Origin of the sequence: Planotetraspora sp. GP83 (genome assembly GCF_041262585.1) — a bacterium.
Classification (GTDB): Bacteria; Actinomycetota; Actinomycetes; order Streptosporangiales; family Streptosporangiaceae; genus JAOEGB01.
On the sequence record NZ_JBGCBZ010000023.1, the window covers coordinates 1 to 20600 of the forward strand.

21 protein-coding genes and 1 other RNA gene are annotated in these 20600 nt (G+C 68.5%); 14 read left to right on the forward strand and 8 right to left on the reverse strand.

Annotated elements, in window-relative coordinates:
• Nucleotides 1-234: 234 nt before the first annotated feature.
• Both ABH927_RS27150 and ABH927_RS27155 read left to right on the forward strand, forming a co-directional pair.
• On the forward strand, nucleotides 235-597 hold the full coding sequence (locus tag ABH927_RS27150) for a hypothetical protein (RefSeq protein ID WP_370026105.1): 363 nt from the start codon (nucleotides 235-237) through the stop codon (nucleotides 595-597).
• A gap of 727 nt (nucleotides 598-1324) precedes the next feature.
• The gene (locus ABH927_RS27155) at nucleotides 1325-1576 is read left to right on the forward strand and encodes a hypothetical protein (protein ID WP_370026107.1); all 252 of its coding nucleotides are present in this window, start codon (nucleotides 1325-1327) and stop codon (nucleotides 1574-1576) included.
• Between the two features lie 426 nt (nucleotides 1577-2002).
• Here ABH927_RS27155 and ABH927_RS27160 read toward each other — a convergent pair whose 3' ends face one another.
• Nucleotides 2003-2344 carry a hypothetical protein gene (locus tag ABH927_RS27160; protein WP_370026109.1) on the reverse strand — a complete coding sequence of 114 codons (342 nt, stop codon included), beginning with the start codon at nucleotides 2342-2344 and terminating at the stop codon, nucleotides 2003-2005.
• A gap of 221 nt (nucleotides 2345-2565) precedes the next feature.
• Here ABH927_RS27160 and ABH927_RS27165 point away from each other — a divergent pair, with 221 nt between their 5' ends.
• The 5 genes from ABH927_RS27165 to ABH927_RS27185 all read left to right on the forward strand — a co-directional run bounded on the left by ABH927_RS27165 (nucleotide 2566) and on the right by ABH927_RS27185 (nucleotide 5144).
• Nucleotides 2566-2817 (forward strand): transposase, encoded by a 252-nt coding sequence (locus ABH927_RS27165; protein ID WP_370026283.1) that lies wholly within the window; start codon nucleotides 2566-2568, stop codon nucleotides 2815-2817.
• Nucleotides 2814-3062: a hypothetical protein gene (locus ABH927_RS27170; protein ID WP_370026111.1), complete on the forward strand. Its 249-nt coding sequence runs from the start codon at nucleotides 2814-2816 to the stop codon at nucleotides 3060-3062. Before ABH927_RS27165 ends, ABH927_RS27170 begins: the two co-directional genes overlap by 4 nt.
• A 31-nt stretch (nucleotides 3063-3093) precedes the next feature.
• Nucleotides 3094-3672, forward strand: a complete 579-nt coding sequence (locus tag ABH927_RS27175; protein ID WP_370026113.1) for a transposase — start codon at nucleotides 3094-3096, stop codon at nucleotides 3670-3672.
• 197 nt (nucleotides 3673-3869) lie between these two features.
• Nucleotides 3870-4109, forward strand: coding sequence for a hypothetical protein (locus tag ABH927_RS27180; RefSeq protein ID WP_370026115.1), 240 nt, complete (start codon nucleotides 3870-3872; stop codon nucleotides 4107-4109).
• A 540-nt stretch (nucleotides 4110-4649) separates the two neighbouring features.
• Nucleotides 4650-5144: a tyrosine-type recombinase/integrase gene (locus ABH927_RS27185; RefSeq protein ID WP_370026117.1), complete on the forward strand. Its 495-nt coding sequence runs from the start codon at nucleotides 4650-4652 to the stop codon at nucleotides 5142-5144.
• Nucleotides 5145-5178: 34 nt separating this feature from the next.
• Here the strand turns inward: ABH927_RS27185 and rnpB are convergent.
• The 5 genes from rnpB to ABH927_RS27210 all read right to left on the reverse strand — a co-directional run bounded on the left by rnpB (nucleotide 5179) and on the right by ABH927_RS27210 (nucleotide 10733).
• Nucleotides 5179-5570, reverse strand: an RNA gene (gene rnpB, locus ABH927_RS27190) — RNase P RNA component class A.
• Between the two features lie 594 nt (nucleotides 5571-6164).
• A complete protein-coding gene (locus ABH927_RS27195) occupies nucleotides 6165-7526 on the reverse strand; it encodes a glycosyl hydrolase (protein WP_370026119.1) in 1362 nt (453 codons plus the stop codon).
• 291 nt (nucleotides 7527-7817) lie between these two features.
• Nucleotides 7818-9017 (reverse strand): bifunctional RNase H/acid phosphatase, encoded by a 1200-nt coding sequence (locus ABH927_RS27200; RefSeq protein ID WP_370026121.1) that lies wholly within the window; start codon nucleotides 9015-9017, stop codon nucleotides 7818-7820.
• 115 nt (nucleotides 9018-9132) lie between these two features.
• The gene (locus ABH927_RS27205) at nucleotides 9133-9870 is read right to left on the reverse strand and encodes a zinc ribbon domain-containing protein (protein WP_370026123.1); all 738 of its coding nucleotides are present in this window, start codon (nucleotides 9868-9870) and stop codon (nucleotides 9133-9135) included.
• 17 nt (nucleotides 9871-9887) lie between these two features.
• Nucleotides 9888-10733, reverse strand: a complete 846-nt coding sequence (locus tag ABH927_RS27210; RefSeq protein WP_370026125.1) for a Nif3-like dinuclear metal center hexameric protein — start codon at nucleotides 10731-10733, stop codon at nucleotides 9888-9890.
• A gap of 191 nt (nucleotides 10734-10924) precedes the next feature.
• On the opposite strand from ABH927_RS27210, the gene ABH927_RS27215 reads away from it, so the two are divergent.
• From ABH927_RS27215 to ABH927_RS27245, 7 genes are all read left to right on the forward strand, one after another.
• The gene (locus ABH927_RS27215; protein ID WP_370026127.1) at nucleotides 10925-11977 is read left to right on the forward strand and encodes a dipeptidase; all 1053 of its coding nucleotides are present in this window, start codon (nucleotides 10925-10927) and stop codon (nucleotides 11975-11977) included.
• Nucleotides 11978-12012: 35 nt separating this feature from the next.
• Entirely contained in the window at nucleotides 12013-13128 is a 1116-nt protein-coding gene (locus tag ABH927_RS27220; RefSeq protein WP_370026128.1) for a M20/M25/M40 family metallo-hydrolase, read from the forward strand.
• Nucleotides 13125-13934: a GNAT family N-acetyltransferase gene (locus ABH927_RS27225; RefSeq protein WP_370026130.1), complete on the forward strand. Its 810-nt coding sequence runs from the start codon at nucleotides 13125-13127 to the stop codon at nucleotides 13932-13934. Before ABH927_RS27220 ends, ABH927_RS27225 begins: the two co-directional genes overlap by 4 nt.
• Nucleotides 13931-15034 carry an o-succinylbenzoate synthase gene (gene menC, locus ABH927_RS27230; RefSeq protein WP_370026132.1) on the forward strand — a complete coding sequence of 368 codons (1104 nt, stop codon included), beginning with the start codon at nucleotides 13931-13933 and terminating at the stop codon, nucleotides 15032-15034. The genes ABH927_RS27225 and menC overlap by 4 nt, the downstream gene beginning before the upstream one ends.
• 226 nt (nucleotides 15035-15260) lie before the next feature.
• The gene (locus ABH927_RS27235) at nucleotides 15261-15806 is read left to right on the forward strand and encodes a hypothetical protein (protein WP_370026134.1); all 546 of its coding nucleotides are present in this window, start codon (nucleotides 15261-15263) and stop codon (nucleotides 15804-15806) included.
• A complete protein-coding gene (locus tag ABH927_RS27240; protein WP_370026135.1) occupies nucleotides 15803-16258 on the forward strand; it encodes a hypothetical protein in 456 nt (151 codons plus the stop codon). The genes ABH927_RS27235 and ABH927_RS27240 overlap by 4 nt, the downstream gene beginning before the upstream one ends.
• Nucleotides 16259-16524: 266 nt before the next feature.
• Entirely contained in the window at nucleotides 16525-17814 is a 1290-nt protein-coding gene (locus tag ABH927_RS27245) for a sensor histidine kinase (RefSeq protein WP_370026137.1), read from the forward strand.
• Between the two features lie 31 nt (nucleotides 17815-17845).
• On the opposite strand, the gene ABH927_RS27250 is transcribed toward ABH927_RS27245, so the two are convergent.
• Both ABH927_RS27250 and ABH927_RS27255 read right to left on the reverse strand, forming a co-directional pair.
• Entirely contained in the window at nucleotides 17846-19477 is a 1632-nt protein-coding gene (locus ABH927_RS27250; RefSeq protein ID WP_370026138.1) for a 5-guanidino-2-oxopentanoate decarboxylase, read from the reverse strand.
• 86 nt (nucleotides 19478-19563) lie between these two features.
• Entirely contained in the window at nucleotides 19564-20571 is a 1008-nt protein-coding gene (locus ABH927_RS27255; RefSeq protein WP_370026139.1) for a 2-hydroxyacid dehydrogenase, read from the reverse strand.
• Nucleotides 20572-20600: the final 29 nt, after the last annotated feature.

Consider the following 20600-nt stretch of genomic DNA (forward strand, 5'->3'; position numbering starts at 1 on the left):
GCAGACTCGCCGAACGCCCCGAGGAGACACCGGCCATCGAGGGCTCACCGATCGCCGCTTAAAAGATCTTGATCCACAGGTATTGACGATTGCTCGTTCTCCCTGCGCCTATACCTCGCCTATACCGGCGTATCCGATGCTCTGCCTGAGCCGCTCCCGGCTCTGGCTCCGCCTCTGGTCGGCGAATGAACCGGCGTTTTGAGGGCCGATACTCCCAAGCACCAAGGAGCACAGATGAAGCTAAGGAGATTCCTGGCCGCCGGCGGCGCGGCTGCCGCGGCTATTGTCGCGGGAATCACCACTGCCACACCGGCCAGCGCCGCGTCAGACACCTGCGTGGTGGTCACCACCCACTGTGAGACGAACATCATTCAGGCAAACAGCGCCCACTGGGTTTATTACCATGTCCAGGCCGGTTCGATCCTCGGGGCGAACTGGCGTGTGGTGGACGTCCAAAATGGCGCGGTCGTCCGCAGTGGATTCACCCGCAAGACTGCTCCGTTTTACTCCGAGGGCTCGATCTACGGACTGTACGGCTACTATCGGCTCGAGGTCTACAACGCCACCCCAAGCGCCAGAGGCAAGCTGTACAACTGACCCCTGCTAAACGCGCTACAATCGGCCCGCTTTAGTGGCGTGACGTAGCGACTCCGGCCGGGTGAGATATCCACACCCTGGGACGCTGCGCATAGGGTTGGCCCCTAGGCGTGCCATCAACCTCGGGCCCAGAGCCTTGGAAAGGGGCGGTCCCCCGCCCCCTTTAGGCAGGCCAAGGCGGAGATCGGACGCTTGATCACGCTGCCGTGTGCCCAAAAGTGTGCCGTTTGGTCAGCGAGGGAGCCCGTGTCCGCACCGGACCGCCCCGCGGGGCCGAAATGCATTCGGCCAGGGCCTATACCGAACATATACCGGCGTATCCGATGCTTTAGCCCGAGCCGTTCCCCCCGCTCTGTCCGCTGCCTCGCGTCGGTGAACGAACCGGCGTTGAGGGACCGATACGGAAGAAAGGTGATCGTGCGCTACTGCCACGAACAGGGGAGGTGGCAGTGAACACCCGCGGCAGAGGTTGCGGCTTCCGGGAGGCGTTCGCCGTTGCCGAGTTCCGGGGGCTCGGGACGGCGGTCATAAGCGAACAAACCAATCGAGAACTCATTAGGCGGGCCATCAAGCGTGGGGCCCACATCTGGAAGGGAACTAAGACATGCGCAGACTCGGCTCGAAACTTCGAATCACGGTGATGGCGACCACCCTTGTCTCCGGGGTACTTTTCGCAGGTGCCTCCGCGTCGCAAGCGGATGCCCTCGGCTGCAACGGAAACGTCTGCATGTACCTCTCTACGCCGAGAAATGGCACGGTATACGTCCAGGCGTACCCCCAGCACGGCAGCTTCTACGGAAACTTCGATCTCACCGGCCCCAATGGGCTGTATCGGCACGGCCCCACCCAGACGTGGACCAACGGCGCGTTCCAGCCCAAGCAGGAGTGGACCGGCATCCCCGCCGTCGTCGGGAAGTACTGCGTCTCGGGCTGGGACCACGGTACGCGCATCGGGCTACCGTGCGAGAGCATCTTGTAAGCGCCTTGGCGATCTCAGTGGTGGAAACGGGAGCGCGCCTGTACAGCTAGATGGCGCCGCCGGCGGAGTCGCACTGACCATCTCCGGATTCTTCGGGGTGGCGGGGGCCGGTCCGTCGCACAGGAGCGGCCCCGCATCTCGATGCCATGATGTGCTGTTCATGTCATAGCTGGTTCGCCGGTTCCTCGGCCTTGGAGTGAAGCCCCAGGACAGCCGGACCGCGTGGCGCATTCCGATGTCAGGCCGGTTCACTCGCCACGACCCGCCGCTCCATATCCAACCCACGACGTGCATCGAGGAGAGCCCTCGTACAACGAGGGCTCTCTTTGTGTGGGTTGGTGGCTGTGGTGACTTTCATCAGTGCAGTTATTCGAATATATGAGGCCGTGTTGCTGTACAGCAAGGGCCGCGCTGGTGTCACGGTCCCTAAGTAATAGATCGCCCTGTCGAGTCAAGGTAGCCGAAGAACTCGCCATGCAAGCCCAACCCTGTATGATCCGTGCCGTTCTCATCGATTAGGTAGACACGGCCCGTTTCAGCGCTGACGCTCCCGCCATTGATCGTGACGCAGTAGCTATGGATCATCGACGTCAACTCATGACGTATAACTTTATGAAGTTTCCTCTCTGCATTCCCCGGCTCTACCGGATCGGGCTGGACTCCGTGTCGTCCGGTCAGAATCTGAGATGTCAGCGCCTCGACTGTGCTATTGAGGGCCACGGCCCAGTCCTCGAAAACAGCACGGATGATTTCCTCGGATTCCGCCACGCCCAGAACAGTACCGTGCGGAGGATCACCAGTTTGGAAGACTTCGGGCCAGCCTCACCTGCGCGGATTGTCTACTGCCGTCCACCAGCGTCCATAGTTGACCGTCACCGTTGTCACGCAATTGGTCTCGCAGAGAGCTCTACCGGCGACCCAAGGGGCCGAGGTCACGTCCGTCGATGACCTCAATGCTGGTGATGGCCGTCGCGGGCGGGTTCAACCATATGCCCGGCAGGCCCAAGACCGACGTTTTGGACGCGGTGTGGCTGTGCGAGATCGCCGAACGCCAGATGATCCGGCCGAGCTTCGTGCCCCCGCCCCAGATCCGGCGGCTGCGCGATCTAACCCGATACCGGTACGACCTGGTCAACACGGCCACCGCGGAGAAGAACGGGCGGAGAAACTACTGGAGGACGCCCAGATCAAAGTCAGCGTCGTGGCCAGTGACATCTTCGGCGCGTCCGGCAGGGACATGATGGCCGCGCTGATCGACGGGGAGCGTAACCCCAAGGTGCTGGCACAGTTGGCGCGCACGTCGCTGCGGCGGAAGATCCCGCTGCTGGAGGAGGCGTTCACCGGGCGGTTCACTGATCATCACGCGTTCCTGCTGGGCAAGATGCTCGCCCGTATCGACGCTTTGGAAGCCGACATCACCGAGGTCGAAGGCAAGATCGAAGAGGAGATCACCCCTTTTCGCCTCGGCGGTCGACCGGCTGGATGAGATCCCCGGGATCGGCCTGACCGCCGCACACGTGATCATCTCCGAGGTCGGCCTGGACATGAGCCGCTTCCCCACCCCGGGCCATCTGGCCTCCTGGGCGCGGTTCGCACCCGGAGTCAAGCAGTCAGCCGGCAAGAACAAGGGTCGCGGCTCCACCGGAAAGGGCAACCGCTACCTGGCCCGAACCCTCGGCGAAGCCGCTATCGGCGCCAGCCGGACCAACACCTTTCTCGGCGAGCGCTACCGCCGGATAGCTCGAAGACGTGGCAAGAAGAAGGCCATCGTCGCGGTCGGCCGTTCCATCCTGACCATCGTGTGGCACCTTCTGTCCGATCCCGACGCCCGATACAACGATCTCGGCTCCGACTGGTTCACCCGCCGCATCAACCCAGACCGGAAAAACGCGATCACGTCCGCCAGCTCGAAGCCCTCGGGTTCAAAGTCACCCTGGAGACCGCCGCCTGACACACCCGGCACAACGAACCCCAACGGTAATCGCCGAGCTGGGGTTCGCTGCCGCCTGCCCACGTACTGTCCGATTTTCGGATTAGATCATCTAATGTACGTTGTGCCTGGTAGACGCGATAGGGGCGGACGAGTCGGCCTGTAGGCCGGGTTCTAATTTCGCACGCTTCCTACCTGCGCGGATTCACTCTGAACCACAAGCGACCTGCGACAACGCTTCCGTTCGTTGTCATCGCTTGCCAGCGTTTTCCGATGCCATGTGCCCCCAAAGTGCCCCCGTCCCGACAGACCTCCGCGAACCGTTCACCGCCGACCGGTGATTGACCATGGACAATGGGCGCCATGCAACATGAGATTCAGGTCGTGAAGGTGAGCCTGTGGCGTGCGGACGCGATCGTCCTGTTCGACTGGCTGATGAGCACCGACCTCAACACGGTGCCGATTACCCACCCGGCGCAGAAGCAGGCGCTCACCGACCTACTCTCGCGGTTGGAATACGACACCGACACCGACATCACCGGATCGACTGCCGAGGAGATAGCCGCCGCCCAAGAGGAGGTGGCCAAGGACATGGGCTGGTAGAGCCCGACGACGCCTCTTCCTTATCAGGCAACGGCAGCAGTTGTTCGAGCTGGGCTTACCGAGCTTCCACCTGCGGGGATCGTCCACCGTCGTCCATCTGTGTCCATGGTCGTGCGCCGACGTTGTCACGCAGTTCGTCACGCACGAGACCTTCTGGTTGTGCTGCTAAGTTCGACAGCCGCGGTGGTGAGTGATTCGGAGTGATGGTGCATGAAGAGGCGGAGTAGGTCCTTCCTGCTGCTCCTGGCAGTGGCGATTATGCCGGCACTCACCACCGATGCCTCACTCGATTGCCAGGTGCAACCACTCCCAGATGCCGCGTACCCGGCACTCCAGGAGTCGTCACTGGAAGAGTATTTAAGGGAGGTTCTCCCGGCCGCCCCGACTCCGTCCCGGAAGGTGTCCCGCGGCCACAGCCGCCCTGGCACGGAGGCGGAGGTTGTACCAGCCATCGGCGATGAGAAGATCACGCAGCCGCCTGGTTGTCCCGACATCAGTGATCGGTGATCCCCTCTCGCTCGCTCACATCATCGAGATCTGATGGCGAGTGGCCGTGGCCTGGATCGATTGAGTGTTGATCGTCAAGTGGTGATCGTGGATCGTCGGCCAGCTCTGGCGACTCCAAAGAGTCCCGCGTCGGTTCGCGAGGTTCCCATGCCGGTGTTCCTGGCCGAAGCGCTGGAGAAGCACATCGCGGACCACACCCCCGCCGATCTTCTCTTCTCGACCTCCCGCGACAACCTCATGCGGCGGGACTACGTTAACGCTCGGGTCTGGAAACCCGCGATCAAGGCTGCCGGTCTGCTCCCCGACACCACCTTTCATGATCTGCGGCACACCTTCGCGAGTACGGCTCTGGCGGAGGGCGTGCCGATCTCTGAGGTGTCTCGATGGCTCGGCCATGAGTCGATCACCACGACGGTTGATCTCTATGGGCACCTCGTGCCGGAAGCCTCCGAGCGGGCTCGCACGGCGCTGGACAACGCCTTCCGTTCCGCGCTCGATGTGCCCCCAATGTGCCCCGATCATGAATGAGGCGGTAGAACCTCCAGCTCAGATGGGCTAAGGGCGGACGAGTCGGCCTGTAGGCCGGGTTCTGTGATCAGCCGTGGCTGATCGGCGGCCATCCATCTAGGACCGCCGTTGCCGGCGGCCTCAAGCGGTCTACCCGCGCGGCTCGGGCGGGCAGCCCTCGAACGTCGCGCGCAGGACGCTTCCAGGGAAACGTCCCTTCTTGACCTTGCTCCGGGTGGGGTTTACCGAGCCGCCCACGTCGCCGTGGGCGCTGGTGGTCTCTTACACCACCCTTTCACCCTTACCCCCGCAAAGGGGGGCGGTCTGCTCTCTGTGGCACTGTCCCGCGGGTCACCCCGGGTCGGCGTTACCGACCACCCTGCCCTGTGGAGCCCGGACCTTCCTCGGCAGAGCGCGATGCTCTGACGCGGCCGCCCGGCCGGCTCGTCCGCCGTAATAGAAACCCTATCGGCTCACGCACCCATTCCCGCCAGGCAAGGGATTGCCACCGCACACCTGGAAGGGCCGTTCGTACGACAGTCGGCTTGAACGCGTATCTCTGTTCGACTAGGGGTTGGACCGCCCAGCGCTTAGATGATCTCACTTGTACGGTCATCCGGGCACGGAAATCGCTTTCTGCCGGGGCGTTACCGCTCAGATGACCGTATGAGAGGGATCGCGACGCCGTACGACGGAGCACACAGAACCGATTCGATCGACCCTGACCTTGGGCGATGGATGGGCGATGCTGATCGCTGACCTGTCCGCCCTGCCGCCGTCCGTTGGTGACCTGTGCCGGACCCCATGGCCGGGCCGGCGGCGACGGTCGTCCTCATCGCCGCTCCTCTCACGTGTCTCTTCGGATGGCCCGGCAACCCGGGATGAGGTGGAATACCGGGCTGTTCCGGCCGGACCGCGCGGGTCCTGCCTACGGACGCGTTCGTTCGCGAGACCGGCCGGAACGGCGGCGGACAACGAAATCCGGGCACAACACCGGCGGGACGCCGCCAGCCGGTCAGGCGTATTCGAATGCCGCCCTTGTCAGCGGGCCTCCTGGAAGGCGCGGCCGGCCGCGGTCGCGACCCCGTTGCCGTGGAACAGGCCGCTGCTGGGGCCGGTGTCCGAGGCGCCCAGGCCGAACCAGGCGTAGCGATGCACGTACGGCAGGCCGGCCAGCATCGTGGTGGAGGCGGTGACGAACGCGGCCTGCTGCGCCTCCGTGGGGAAGCGGACGCCGTGGGAGAAGTCGATCAGCGCGTACTCGGTGAGCCAGATCGGCTTGTGATAGCGCTCGTACACGGCTTGCAGATAAGACTTGAGCTGCCCGACCGCCGCCTCCGTGCGGAAGTCTCCGCCGTACCAGTGCAGGGTGACGAAGTCGACGCGGTAGCCGCGCTGGGCCGCTCCGGACATGAAGCGATCCAGCCAGCCCCCCGGCCTGTCGCCGCCGTAGGCGACGGCGGGGCTGCCCACCACACGACCGGCTCCCATCAGCTTGGGCCACAGGGACAGCGCCTTGTCCACTGACATGTTGGACTGTTCGGCCATGTCTGGCTCGTTGAAACCAAGCAGGTAAGGTCCGGCGCTCTTCGCCTCGGCGAGCGTCTTGTCGGTGACGCTGCCGGCTCCCCAGATCAGGGGGACGAACTCGGACCCCTTGGGTGTGGTGATGCCGTCATGATTCGAGGACCAGGTGTAGTACCAGCTCGCACCCGACTTGGCCAGCGCCTCGCTGACTCCGGTCATCTTCCACACGCCCACCCCCTTCTTGCCGGACGCCGCCGAAGGGCCGGTCGGCGCGGGCGTGGCCGGAGCTGTGCTCGGATTGGAGCTCGGTGCGGGCTTCGTCGGGGTCGCGCTCGGAGCGGGGGTGGCCGACGTCTGTCCGAAGACCTGGAACTCCCATAGCGAGACGCCGTACGGGCTGGACCGCTTGGTGGTGTAGAGCCGGACGTAACGGCCGGTGGCCGACACGTTGACCGTCTGCACGCCTCCTCTGCCGGAGGTCGTGACGTACAGCGTCGTCCAGGATTTACCGTCGGCGGAGCTCAGGATCTTGAAGTGGGTGGCGTAGGCGCGCTCCCATTTCAGTACGACCTTCGTGATGGCGGTGGACTTTCCCAGGTCCACCTGCAGCCACTGCGGGTCGCTGAACCTGCTGGACCAGCGTGTGCCGTCGTTGCCGTCCACCGCGGCCGCCGCCGACAGATCGCCCCGCTCGGACGAAGAGGCGGCCACCGGGCGGCCTTGTGAAATCGGAGCGTCGGCCGCATGGGCCGGGAGTATGCCGTTCACCAGGGAGCCGCCCAGGACGATCGGGAGAACGCCGGCGACCGCGACATGACGCATCCGCCGGGCCGCCATACCAGCCGGCGCGGCAGCCGCCGGAACAGTCTCACTCATTATTTCAGTGCCCTTCGTAGAGCGGTCCGGGGGTTTCGAGGCTGGCGGAACGCATGTGCCGCCATAGAGGAGACCGGCGCTCCGATCGCGGACAACGAAAACCTCGGAAGTAGTTCGCGGGGTTTTGGTGGCCCGCGGAGATCCGGCGCGCCGAGTACGCTCTGGTCCGCCGTCGTCCGCTACGCCGCCGAGGTCCGACAGGCCACGTTCGTCACGGGTTCGCCCCAGTCGCCCGCCGCCCTGCCGTACGCACAGGGGTCGCGATCAGGGGGTCGGCGAAGGAGATGCAGATCAGCGCAGGTGGGCGGTGTCGTTGAGCGTCCGGACCACGGCCGGCCCGTCGGCGTAGTACTCGATCAGCGAAAGGCAGGCCAGATCGAGATGCATGCGGTAAAGCGCTTCCGGAGGCGCCATGAGGGCGAGCCGTACGAGCATCTTGATCGGCGTCACATGAGACACCACGAGCACGCTCTTACCCTCGTGGGCCGTGACGATCCGGTCCCTGGCCCGATCGACTCGGCGGGCCGTCGTCGCGAAGCTCTCACCGCCCGGCGGGGCCACGCCGGGGTCCGCCAGCCAGGCGGCGAGCTCATCGGGCCACCGCTCCTGGATCTCGGCGAACGTGTACCCCTCCCACGCGCCGAAGTCGGTCTCGCGGAGATCGTCCTCCACGGACACGGGCAGTTCGGTCCGGGCCGCCACCGCCTCCGCGGTCTGCCGGGCGCGCAGCAGCGGGGAGCTGACGATCGCTTCGATCTCGTACGGCTTGCCGGACAGGCGTACGGCGGCGGCCTCCGCCTGGGCCACGCCGTTCGCTGTGAGGGCGGGGTTGCCCAGACCGGAGAACCGCTTCTCGATGGACAGCGGAGTCTCACCGTGCCTGAGCAGGAGCAGCGAGGTGGCCGTCCGTGTGGAACCCGCCATCCAGCCGGTGCCGCGCCCGGCCCGGACGCCGGGCTCCTGGGCGCCGGGCTGCTCGAACAGGGCGTCCGGCTGCCGCTCCAACGAGGCGGTCACCGACGCGGACGCTGTGGCTGACGTGGTCGCCGAGATGGTTTTGGCCTGCCACTTCTCGCCTCGGGCGGCGGCGTCCATGGCCTCGTTGGCCAGGCGGTCGGCGTGGCTGTTCTGCTCGCGGGGGATCCACTTCCAGGTGACCCGGAAGCGCCGGGCCAGGGCGGCGCCCTCCAGAGCGAGCGGCCGGAGACCCTCGTGCTTGACCTTCCAGCGGCCGGCCATCTGCTCGATGACGAGCTTGGAGTCCATCCGGACCTCGACGGGCTCGCCTTCGGCGCCAAGGGCCAGCAGTGCCTGGAGTCCCGCGATCAGCCCGCGATACTCGGCCACGTTGTTGGTCGCGGTGCCGATCGACTCGGCGGCCTCCGCGAGCACGTGGCCGGCGGGGTCCTTCACGACCGCGCCGTATCCGGCGGGTCCGGGGTTGCCCCGGGACCCGCCGTCGGCCTCGACCACGAACTTCACGCCGGCCACGACGCCCCCACAGAACTCACTGAACTCACTGAACTCACTGAACTCACTGAACTCACTGAACTCACTGAACTCACAGACGGCTCACGGACAGTTCACGGCCCGGTTCACGGCCGGTTCACAGGCCTGACTCGGCCGTCCGGACCAGGATCCGGCGGCACTCCTCGCAGCGGACCACCTCGTCCGGCGCGGCGGCCCGGATGCGGTTGAGGTCGGCGATGGACAGAGTCGTGCGGCAGCCGAGGCACCGGCCGCCGTGCAGCATCGCGGCGCCGACGCCCGACTGCTCGCGCAGCTTCTCGTACAGCGCCAGCAGGTCGGCCGGGATGCCGGTGATCGAGGCGCGCTTGCCCTGAAGCTCCGCGGCGTCCTTGTCGATCTCCGCGAGGGCGGCGTCGCGGCGGTCCTCGGCGACGGCCAGCGTGCCGCTCACCTTGTCGCGCTCCGATTTGAGGGTCGCCACCTGGGAGTCGGCGGCCTCACGACGCTCCATGATCTCCAGCACGACCTCCTCCAGGTCTCCCTGCCTCCGCCGGAGCGAGGCGATCTCCGACTGGAGGCTCGCCAGGTCCTTGGGCGAGGAAACCTGGCCGGAGTCGAGGCGGTTCTGGTCGCGCTCGGCCCGGGTGCGGACGGCGTCCACGTCGGACTCGGCCTTGGTCTGGTCCCTGGCGAGGTCACCCGCCTCGGTCTCGGCGCCGATCGCCTGGGTGGCGAGCTGCGCCACCTTCTTGGACAACTCCTCGATCTCGGCGAGCTCGGGCAGGGTGCGGCGGCGATGCCTCAGCCGGTCGAGACCCGCATCCAGCTCCGCCAGATCGAGCAGACGCTTCTGTGCTTCCGGTGCGGCCTTCATCCCTATCCTCAAGGTGCTCACGTGTCCAGGTCTGGTGCGGTCGCCGTCCACGCGTCCGTGACGACGTCCGAGATGCGCGCCTCAACAGTAATGCCCCTGGCCCGCAACGCTGACGTCAGACGTCCGGCGGCGTCGGCCAGCCAGGGCCATTCGGTGGCCCAGTGCGAGGCGTCGATCAGCGCGGGCCCGTCCCCGGCCTCCATGTGCTCGCTGGCGGGGTGGTGGCGCAGGTCGGCGGTCAGGAAGACGTCGGCCCCGGCGGCGCGGGCCGTACTGAGAAGCGAATCCCCCGCTCCCCCGCTCACCGCGACGGTCTCGATCGGGCGTTCGAGGTCGCCGGCCACCCGCAGCGGGCCGGCCGTACGGGGAAGGCCCGACGCGGCCTGCGCGGCGAACTCCCGCAGGGACAGGGGCGACGGCAGCGTCCCGATGCGGCCGAGCCCGCGGCGCGGGTTGTCCGGAGAGGGCTGGAGCGGGCGGAGGGCGGAACGCAGCCCCACGGCGCGGGCGAGCGCGTCGGAGACCCCGGGATCGGCGACGTCGGCGTTGGTGTGCGCCGTGTAGAGCGCGACGTCGTTCCTGATCAGCCGGTGGATGAAGCGGCCCTTGAAGGTGGTGGCGGCGACGCTCGTGGTCCCGCGGAGATAGAGGGGGTGGTGCGTGACGATCAGGTCGGCGCCCCATTCGAGCGCCTCGTCGGCCACCGCCGCGACCGGGTCGACCGCGAACAGGACCTTCCGTACGGCTGCCGCCGGATCGCCGCAGCCGAGGCCCACGGCGTCCCAGGGCTCGGCCCAGGACGGGTCGTACATCGCCTCCATCTCGGCGACGACCTCGGCCAGGGAACAGGAGATCGATGACACCCGCGCAGACTACCGCGCTCCCGTCCGGGCTCCGGGGAAAGGGAACTCCGGGGAGGGAGGCTCCGGGGAAAGGGAACTCCCGGAAGGGGAACTCCCGGAAGGGGAAGCGTGGGGGGAAATCGCCGCTCGGAGCGCCGGAGCGGGAGAGGTAACGTCACTTGAAGGCTCCCGCCGCCAGGAAGGACTCCGACGTGCCCGTTGATCAGCTAAATGACCTCCACGCGGACGCCGTCGTCGCCGACACGCACAACGATCTCCTCATGGCGGTCTCCGCCCGGCCTCCCCGGATGTGGGCCTCGTTCTTCCGGGACCAGTGGCTCCCGCAGCTCGTGGCGGGCGGCGTCGACGTCCAGGTCCTGCCGGTGTTCATCGACGACCAGTACCGGCCTGAGGGGGCGCTGCGCCAGACGCTCCGCATGATCGAGTGCGCGCACGTCCTGGCCGAGGGCAACCCGGAGACGGTGCGGATCTGCTCCGACGGGCAGCAGATCGACGAGGCGCTCGCCCTCGGGAGGATCGCGCTGGTGCTGGCCATGGAGAGCATGCCGGGCATCGGCGACAGCGTCGAGCTCATCTCGACCGTGCACCGGCTCGGCGTCCGCGTGGCCTCCGTCGCCCACTGGGACCGTACGGCTCTCGCCGACGGCAGCGGGCAGGACGGCACCGGCTCGCGGCTGACGAGCCACGGCGTCGAGGCCCTTCAGGAGATGGAACGGCTCGGCATGATCTTCGATGTGTCCCACCTGGGCGCCTCCGGCGTCGGGCACGTCCTGGAGATCGCCACCCGGCCGGTCATCGCCACCCACTCCTCCGCGCGGGCGCTGCGGGACCACCATCGCAACCTGACCGATGACCAGCTCAGGGGGATCGCGGCCGGCGGCGGCGTGGTCTGTGTGAACTTCCTGGCGGCGTTCCTCACCGAGGACGCGGGCAGTGCCACGATCGACCACCTGGTCGACCACATCGGGCACGTCGCGGGTGTCGCGGGCATCGACCACGTCGGCCTCGGCCCCGACTTCATCCGTGAGATCCATCGCGATCTCACGCCGCCCTGCTGCGAGGGTTTCGGCCTCGGCGACATCGACTCGGGCGCGGCGATTCCCGGCCTGGACGGCCCGCGCGGCCTGCCCATGGTGACCGAGGCGCTGCTCAAGCACGGGTTCGCCGAAGAGGAGATCGTCAAGATCCTCGGCGGCAACGTGATGCGCCTGTTCCGCGCCGAGCTGGGCCAGGCCCGGCCGTGAACCCCGGCGGCAGGCCTGGCGGCACGCTGGACGGGATGCTGGCGGACATGCTGGCCGACCTCGAGGAGCTCGTCCTCTGCGAGTCGTACTCCGCCGACCACGAGGCCGTGGCCCGCAGCGCGCGGGTGGTCGCCACGCAGGGACGCCGGGCGCTTCAGGCCGAGCCGGAGACGGCGGTGATCGGCGGGGTGACCCACCTGCGCTGGTCGTTCGGCAGGCCGCGAGTGCTGCTGCTCGGCCACCACGACACCGTCTGGCCGATCGGCTCGCTCCGCGACCACCCCTGGTCCGTCGTGGACGGGGTGGCCAGGGGGCCGGGCGTCTTCGACATGAAGGCAGGCCTCGTGCAGCTCTTCCACGCTGTCGCCTCACTGCCGTCGCCGGACGGGATCACGGTGCTCGTCGTGGGGGACGAGGAGCTCGGCTCGCCGACCTCCCGTCCGCTCATCGAGTCGATCGCGTCGGAGTGCGCCGCGGCGTTCGTGCTGGAGGCCGGGGCGGACGGCGGCGCGCTCAAGATCGCACGCAAGGGCGTCTCGCGCTACGAGCTCGTGGTGTACGGCAAGGCCGCCCACGCGGGGCTCGAACCCGAGCTGGGGATCAACGCCGGAGTCGAGCTGGCCCACCAGATCCTCGCGATCAACGACATCGCCCGGCAGGTCGAGTCGTCCTCCCAGGCGGGCGTGGTGTCGGTGACCCCGACCCTGATGTCGGCCGGGACGAGCACGAACACGGTTCCGGCGGTGGGGCGGGTCGCGATCGACGTCCGGGTGCCCGACGTCGCGGCGCAGGAGCGCGTGGACGAGCTCATGCGCGGCCTGACCCCCCGCGCTCCCGGGACACGCCTGGAGCTCCGCGGCGGCCCCAACCGGCCGCCCCTGGAAGCGTCGGCCTCGGCGGCGCTCTTCGAGGTCGCCACGAGGATCGCCGAGGGTCTCGGCATGGGACCTCTCCGGGGCGTCTCCGTGGGCGGCGGCTCCGACGGCAACTTTACGGCCGGGGTCGGCTGCCCGACGCTCGACGGCCTCGGCGCGGTCGGCGGCGGCGCCCACGCCGCCGAGGAGCATGTCGTCGTGGCCGAGATGCCGGCCCGCGCCAGGCTCGTCGCCGCTCTGGCCGCCGAGGTCCTCAACGGGGAGACGGCCAGATGACGGACCCGGCCGGGCAGGCCGGAGAAGCGGCGATCCGGAGCGGGGTGGAGCTCAGGGAGCTGCACGACATCGCCGACTTCGAGCGGGTCGTCCGGCTGTTCGACGACATCTGGCACCCCGGCCCCACGAACCCTCCGGCGACCGTGGAGCTGATGCGGGCGCTCTCCCACACCGGGAACTATGTGGCCGGGGCCTTCGACGGCCCGGCACTCGTGGGAGCCTCCGCCGGGTTCCTCGCGGGCCCCCCGGGCGAGGTGCTGCACTCCCAGGTGACCGGGGCGGTCAAGCGCGGCGCGGGGTTCGCGCTCAAACTGCACCAGCGGGCCTGGGCCCTCCGCCGGGGCATCGCCCGCGTCACCTGGACCTACGACCCGCTCGTACGGCGCAACGCCTACTTCAACATGGCCAAGCTGGGGGCCCGGCCGGAGGAGTATCTGCCCGACTTCTACGGGGCCATGGCCGACGCGATAAACGTGGGCGACGAGTCCGATCGCGTGCTGGCGGTCTGGCGGCTGAGCGAGCGCCATGTCGTGGCGGCCTGTGACGGCATGCCGTACCGGCCGGAGATCCCGGCGGACGCGGTGGTCGGCGTGGCGGCGCGGGAAGGGCGGCCGTCGATCGGCACGACGGACGGGCGCGTCGTGCTCGTGGCGCTCCCCGAGGACATCGAGACGCTCCGCCGCCAGGACGCGGGCGGCGCGAAGGCGTGGCGGCATGCCGTACGGGACGTGCTGGGCGGGATGATGGCGCGGGGCGCCCGGGTGACGGGCTTCGCGGAGGGCTGCTACGTGGTGGAGCGCGCATGAAGATCACAGGTGTGGAGCTGCGGCGGATCTCGATGCCGCTGGTGGCGCCGTTCCGCACGTCGTTCGGAACCGAGCAGGCGCGTGACGTGCTGCTGGTCCGGGTGGTGACGCCGGACGCCGAGGGCTGGGCCGAATGCGTCGCGATGGAGGAGCCGCTGTACTCGCCGGAGTACGTGGACGGGGCCGCCGACGTGATGCGCCGGTTCATGGTCCCGGCGCTGGCCGCGCTCCACCATGTCGACGCGTACGGCGTCGGCCGGACGCTGGAGCCGTTCAAGGGGCACCGGATGGCGAAGGCGGCCCTGGAGACGGCCGTGCTCGACGCCCAGCTGCGCGCGTCGGGCGAGCCGTTCGCGCGGTTCCTCGGGGCCTCCAGGGACGCCGTGCCGTGCGGCGTCTCAGTGGGGATCATGGACTCGATCCCCCAGTTGCTCGATGCCGTCGGCGGCTATCTGGCCGAGGGATACGTACGGATCAAGCTGAAGATCGAGCCGGGCTGGGACGTCGAAGCGGTCAGGGCGGTCCGGGAGCGGTTCGGGGACATTCCGCTCCAGGTGGACGCGAACGCCGCCTACACGCTGGCGGACGCCGCCCACCTGTCGAGGCTCGACCCGTTCGACCTGCTGCTGATCGAGCAGCCGCTCGGCGACGACGACCTGGTGCAGCACGCGGAGCTGGCCCGGCGGCTCAGGACGCCGCTGTGCCTGGACGAGTCGATCCACTCGGCGGCGCACGCGGCGGCCGCGATCTCACTCAAGGCCTGCTCGATCGTGAACATCAAGCCCGGCAGGGTCGGCGGCTACCTGGAGGCCCGTCGCATCCACGACCTCTGCCGGGCGCACGGGGTCGCCGTGTGGTGCGGCGGCATGCTGGAGACGGGCATCGGCCGGGCCGCGAACGTCGCGCTCGCCGCCCTTCCCGGCTTCACGCTGCCCGGCGACACGTCGGCCTCGCGCAGGTACTACGCCAGGGACGTCACGGCGCCGTTCGAGCTGCGCGACGGGCACCTCGCCGTCCCCACCGGGCCGGGCATCGGCGTCGACCCCGACCCGGCCGTCCTGGCCGAGGTCACCACCTCCGTGGAGTGGCTGCCCGCATGACCGGGTCGGATCGGGTCGGTCAGGTCGTGGAGTTCCGCAATCTGGAAGAGGACCGGGAGAGCCCCAGGCTCTTACCGTGAGCCACGGATGGCGAGAGCCGGAAGGGAGCCCGCGATGGCCGCCTGATCTTCGGCCGCGCGGCTTCATGACGGTCGCCCATCTCGGGGCGCCCCGCGCTCGGGGCGTCCGCCCGGACCTCTCCCCGGCCGACAAGGAGTTCCCCCCCATGACCGCGACAGGCAGTGGGCTGACCGCCGCGCTCAACACCGACCGTCACCGCATCGGGCTCAACGTCTTCGCCGCGATCGTGCTCGCCCACTGGGCCGAGCACATCGCGCAGGCCATCCAGATCTACGTCCTCGGATGGCCCGTGCCGCAGGCGCGCGGAGTCCTCGGGCTCTGGTTCCCCTGGCTGGTCAAGTCGGAGTTCCTCCACTACGGCTACGCGCTGGTCATGCTGGTCGGGCTGATCCTCCTGCGGAAGGGCTTCGTGGGTCGCTCGCGCACCTGGTGGAACATCGCGCTCGGCATCCAGGTCTGGCACCACTTCGAGCACCTCCTGCTCCTGATCCAGGCGCAGAGCCACCACAACTTCTTCGGCAAGCCGGTGCCGACCAGCATCATCCAGCTCATCGTCCCCCGCGTGGAGCTGCACCTGTTCTACAACACCGTGGTGTTCATCCCCATGGTCGTGGCCATGGTGCTGCACCGCTGGCCGAGGACCGACGAGCGTAAGAGCATGGCCTGCTCCTGCGCGTACGCCGCGGCATGACCCCGCCGCCTCGCCGGCCCGGCTTCGGCCTGGTGGTGGCGACGGTGGCCGGCCTCGCGCTGCTGTTCCTCTCGGTGCCCAACATCGCGCCCGCCTTCCGGGCGGCGCGCGGCGACGGCACCCCCGGCGTCTTCACAGCCGAGCAGGTCAGCTGCGTCCAGCATCCCGGGCACGAGGCGTGCTCGTGGTCGGGTACGTTCCGCGGCCCGGCGGGGCAGCGGGACGTCTCCCTCTACGGCGCCGACCGCGACGCCCTGCGGCCCGGCCAGCAGGTCCGGGCGATCGACGTCGGCCGCCCCAACCTCGTGTACGGCCCGGGCGGCTCACGCGAGTGGATCTTCGTTCTGGTTCTGCTCGTCGCGGGATGCGCCCTGCTCGTCCCGCTCGCGCGGACCCTGAGCCGCGGCCGCACGACCCGTGGACGGCCCACTGCCGCGGCCGCCTCCATGTGAACATGGAAGTCCGTGGAGCAGTCCTTGGAGAAGTCCTTATGGGACTCCTGGCGAGGGTCCGGATGGGCTCGTCGCGAGCGTGATGCCGTAAAACATGTGTGGAGAGCCCCCACCAGAGAGTAGGTTTGCCCTCTTTTATCCCCGAATCTCCCTTAATTGGCGGAGGGTTGACCTAATGTGATCGCCTGGTCACCGGGGGGGATCCGGTGGGGTTCTGGCACGGATGGTCGGTACGGACTCGCCTGACGGTAATCGCCAGTGCCGTCATGGCGCTGGTCTGTGCTGCCACCGCGGCTTTCATCCTGATATCCGTCCGTGGGACCGCGGAGAGGTACAAGACCGAGGAGGTCGTCTCGGCGGGCGTGCGCGTCGTCTACCTCATCAACCGCGAGCGGCTCCCTCCCGTCATCCTGGACGGGGAGGTCGCCGGGGTTCAGGTTCTGAACCCGAAGGGTCAGATCATCTCGACCAGCAGCCGGATCCTCGGGCGGCCCCGGATGGCGGCCTTCCGGCCCAGCGAGTCGAGCCCCCAGGCCAGCAAGGTGCTCTGCCACAGCCCGGCCTTCCCGCAACAGTGCATGGTCGTCGTGGCCTTCCGCGTTCCGCAGCCCGACGGCATGTGGACCGTCTACACAGCGGACTATCAGGTGCCCTCCTATGTCAACGCCCCGCTCGTGACGGCGCTCGTCGGCGGGTCGCTCCTGCTGATCGCGATGACGGCGTTCGGGACGTACCAGGTCGTCGGAAGGGCGCTCGCACCGGTCGATGCGATCACCGACAAGCTGGGCGTGATCACGGCCACCGACCTGGGGCAGCGCGTGCCGGTGCCGAAGTTCCGGGACGAGATCCGGCGGCTGGCCGAGACCGCCAACCAGACCCTCGACCGGGCCGAGATGGCGGTCGAGCAGCAGCGCCGCTTCGCCTCCGACGCGTCTCACGATCTGCGCAGCCCGCTCACCGCGATGCGCACCGAGATCGAGGAGGCGCTCCTGCATCCGGAGGAGGCCGACTGGCCCTCGACCGGCGAGACCCTGCTCGAAAGCCTTGATCGCCTGCAGGCGCTCGTCACCGACCTGCTGCAGATCGCCCGGCTGGACGCCGGGGCGCCGCCCAAGCACGACCGGATCGATCTCGCCGAGCTGGCCGCTTGGGAGCTCGACCGCCGCCAGCGCAAGGTGGAGGTCCTCCGGGAGCTGACCTTCGGCTCGGAGATCGTCGGCGACCGGCTCCGGCTCGCCCGCGTGCTGAACAATCTGCTCGACAACGCCGAGCGCCACGCCAACTCGATGATCGTCGTGAGAGTGGACAAGGACGAGGACAGATGCGTTCTTGAGGTCGTGGACGACGGCGGCGGCATCCCGCCCGACAAGCGGGAGGTGGTGTTCCAGCGCTTCACCCGGCTCGACGCGGCGCGTAGCAAGGACGCCGGCGGCACGGGGCTCGGTCTCTCGATCGCCCGTCAGATCGCCGAAAGCCACGAGGGCACGCTCACCATCGAGGACAGCTCGATGGGCGCCCGGTTCGTCATGCGGCTCCCGGCGGCGCCCAAAGAGTGAGACGTCGCCGGAGAGCGGGTCAGCGCGCGGCTCACTGGGCCTCGGTCACCACGATCACCGTGGGGACCGGTGCCTGAAGCGCCTCGGCGACGGCGTCCTGGAGCTCTTCGGGCGTGTCCGCCGCCCGCCCCCGCGCGCCGTACGCGACGGCCAGGGCGAGCAGGTCGGGCCCGAGCAGATCGACGGCCACCGGGGTCATCCCCCGCTGCTTCATCTCCTCGCGGATCTCCCCGAAGCCGCCGTTGGCCGAGACGACGATCGGCAGGCTGAGCCGCAGCTCCACGGCGGTGGCCAGCTCCTGCACGCTGAACTGGAGAGCGCCGTCCCCGGCGAGCACGACGACCGGCCGGTCCGGTCTGCCGATCTTGGCGCCGATCCCCGCGGGCAGCGCGAAGCCGAGCGTGCCGAATCCGGTCGGGAAGAGGAACCGCCCCGGCGGATCCATGGGCAGGGCGACGAGTGCCCCGTGATAGACCATCATCGAGTTGTCGCCGACGACGACGGTCTCCTGCGGCATGGCCCTCCGCAGCGCCTCGACGTGCCCCGCCCATCGGCGGGTGAGCTCCGCCAGCTCGGCGGCGTGCCCTTCCGGGACGTGCGGGCTTCCCCCTGGCGACGCGGCCTCAGCGTCCCCGATGCGGTGGTGCAGCTCCTCCAGGGCCAGCGCCGCGTCCGCCACGACGGCCACGGCCGCCACATGGTCTCCGTACATCTGCCCCGGGTCCACGTCCACCCGGATGAGGGCCCCGCCGAGGGCGAAGTCGTCCTCCCAGAGGTCGGCCGGCCCCAGCTCGGTCCCGATGGCGAGGACGACGTCGCAGGAGGCCAGCCACCGCCGCACGCTCTCCAGATGGAGGGTGGCCCCGAGAACCAGCGGATGGCTCTCCGGCACCGCTCCCTTGCCGTTCACCGTGGTCACCACGCCGGCGCCGACGCGCTCGGCGATCCGCATGGCCAGGCGGCCGACCGGCTGCCCGTCGTCCCCCGGCCGCTGAGCTCCCCCGCCGAGCACCAGCCCCGGCCGGCCGGCCGTACGCAACAGCCTCGCCGCCTCGTCCAGCGCCGCGGGGTCGGGCGCGCGGGGCATCAGCCGGTACGGCGGGGCGAGCGCGGCGGCGCCCTCCCGGTCGAGCAGGTCGGCGGGGATCTCGATGTGCACGGGACGGGGACGGCCCTCCGCGAACTGGCCGAAGGCGCGGGCGACTGCGGCCGGGATCTCCCGCACCGACGCGACCCGGTGGCTCCACGCGCAGAGCGCGTCCAGCGCCCCCGACTGGTCCTTGCTCTCGTGCAGGTAACCCCGGCCCTGGCGCGGGTGGTCCGTCGGCACGCCCGGCGAGATGAGCAGGGTCGGCGACGAGTCGGAGTACGCCTGGGCGAGCGCCGTGGCCGCGTTGACCACCGCCGGGCCCGTGGTGGTGACGACGACACCCGGACGGCCGGTGACCCGCGCGTAGCCGTCGGCGGCGTATCCGGCGCCCTGCTCGTGGCGCGGCGTCACACACCTGATCCCGGCTAAGTCGAGCTCCTGGTAGATGGAGAGGTTGTGCGTCCCCGGAATTCCGAAGATCGTGTCCACTCCGTGCGCCCTGAGCGCCGCGACAAGCGCACGTGCCCCCGTGGCAGTGGCCGTCCGTCCGGTTGCGGGTGTCAAATCACGCATCACTTTTCGGCGAAGGAGTCGCAGGAGTTTTCATAGTACGTTTTCCCGCTCCCACCACGCCAGACAGAGGCGTCTTTCTTTGTCTTTCAGGGCGAGCTTTCCCGCGCTTCCGGAAGGCGTTCGGAGCGACCGCCCACGGCGTACGGATCGGCCAGGCCGTTAAGAACGTTTTCGATCGACCGAACCGCTTGATTGACCATCCGGTCCATCGCCTCACGGGTGTGGGACGCGATATGGCCGGTGACGAGAAGCCGGCCGCCGAAGTCTTCGAGCAGCCGCGCCGCGGGCTCGGAGTCTTGGGGGTAGAAGCCGTCGAAGACGGCGAGGCTGATCCGGCCCTCCTTCATGCTGGTGTGAAGCGCCTCGGGATCCACGACGGACGGCCGGGCGGTGTTGATGAGGATCGTCCCCTTACGCGCCTCGGCGAGGACTCCCGCGTCGATCATGTATTTCGTCTTCTCGTTTCCCGGCACCATGACGACGAGAATGTCGCTCCATGCCACCAACTCACGGAGAGGCTGGTATTCCAAATCCAGCTCTTTCTCCAGAATCTCTTTGCGGGTCCGGCTGTAATATCCGACGTTGGCGTCGAACGCCTGCCTGAGGATCTCCGCGATCCGCGTCCCGATGATCCCCATGCCGACGATGCCGATCTTGCGGGCGCTGAGCTCGTGTGGAAGCTCGTCTGGGTCGTCCCAGTCCGGATAGCGGTTGCCGAGTTGCTGGATGATCCGCCAGTTGGTGTTGACGATCTGTGCCACGGTGAACGTCGCGACCGAGTCCCTCGCGGCTCCGGGCGTGCTCGTCACGACGATGTCGAGATCGTCGGCCGCGGCCACGTCGACGAAGCTCTCGTATCCCACGCCGACGAACGCGACGACCTTCAACGTGTCCTTCGCGCTCAGCAGCGCGGCGGCGGTGGCCCGCTCCTCCCCGCCATGCAGGTAGGCCACCGCCCCCTTCAGCTCGTGTTCGAGTTCCTTCTCCGTCAGCACATGCGACGGCCTGCGCAGCCGGAGTCCCAGCCTCTCCAGGGACTTCAGGCGCGCCGTGTCGATCCATGCCCCGGTCACCAGGAGCTTCCCACCCGTCACCGGCGCCTCACCAGTGGAAGGGAAACCAT

Bases quoted from the DNA above. Each gene is read 5' to 3' on its own strand.
- ABH927_RS27185 (WP_370026117.1), top strand. From the start codon at position 4,650: ATGGCGAGTGGCCGTGGCCTGGATCGATTGAGTGTTGATCGTCAAGTG.
- ABH927_RS27195 (WP_370026119.1), bottom strand. From the start codon at position 7,526: ATGAGTGAGACTGTTCCGGCGGCTGCCGCGCCGGCTGGTATGGCGGCC.
- ABH927_RS27225 (WP_370026130.1), top strand. From the start codon at position 13,125: ATGACGGACCCGGCCGGGCAGGCCGGAGAAGCGGCGATCCGGAGCGGG.
- ABH927_RS27250 (WP_370026138.1), bottom strand. From the start codon at position 19,477: ATGCGTGATTTGACACCCGCAACCGGACGGACGGCCACTGCCACGGGG.
- ABH927_RS27235 (WP_370026134.1), top strand. From the start codon at position 15,261: ATGACCGCGACAGGCAGTGGGCTGACCGCCGCGCTCAACACCGACCGT.
- ABH927_RS27245 (WP_370026137.1), top strand. From the start codon at position 16,525: ATGGCGCTGGTCTGTGCTGCCACCGCGGCTTTCATCCTGATATCCGTC.
- ABH927_RS27205 (WP_370026123.1), bottom strand. From the start codon at position 9,870: ATGAAGGCCGCACCGGAAGCACAGAAGCGTCTGCTCGATCTGGCGGAG.
- menC (WP_370026132.1), top strand. From the start codon at position 13,931: ATGAAGATCACAGGTGTGGAGCTGCGGCGGATCTCGATGCCGCTGGTG.
- ABH927_RS27165 (WP_370026283.1), top strand. From the start codon at position 2,566: ATGCCCGGCAGGCCCAAGACCGACGTTTTGGACGCGGTGTGGCTGTGC.
- ABH927_RS27240 (WP_370026135.1), top strand. From the start codon at position 15,803: ATGACCCCGCCGCCTCGCCGGCCCGGCTTCGGCCTGGTGGTGGCGACG.
- ABH927_RS27155 (WP_370026107.1), top strand. From the start codon at position 1,325: ATGTACCTCTCTACGCCGAGAAATGGCACGGTATACGTCCAGGCGTAC.
- ABH927_RS27150 (WP_370026105.1), top strand. From the start codon at position 235: ATGAAGCTAAGGAGATTCCTGGCCGCCGGCGGCGCGGCTGCCGCGGCT.
- ABH927_RS27170 (WP_370026111.1), top strand. From the start codon at position 2,814: ATGATGGCCGCGCTGATCGACGGGGAGCGTAACCCCAAGGTGCTGGCA.
- ABH927_RS27220 (WP_370026128.1), top strand. From the start codon at position 12,013: ATGCTGGCGGACATGCTGGCCGACCTCGAGGAGCTCGTCCTCTGCGAG.
- ABH927_RS27180 (WP_370026115.1), top strand. From the start codon at position 3,870: ATGCAACATGAGATTCAGGTCGTGAAGGTGAGCCTGTGGCGTGCGGAC.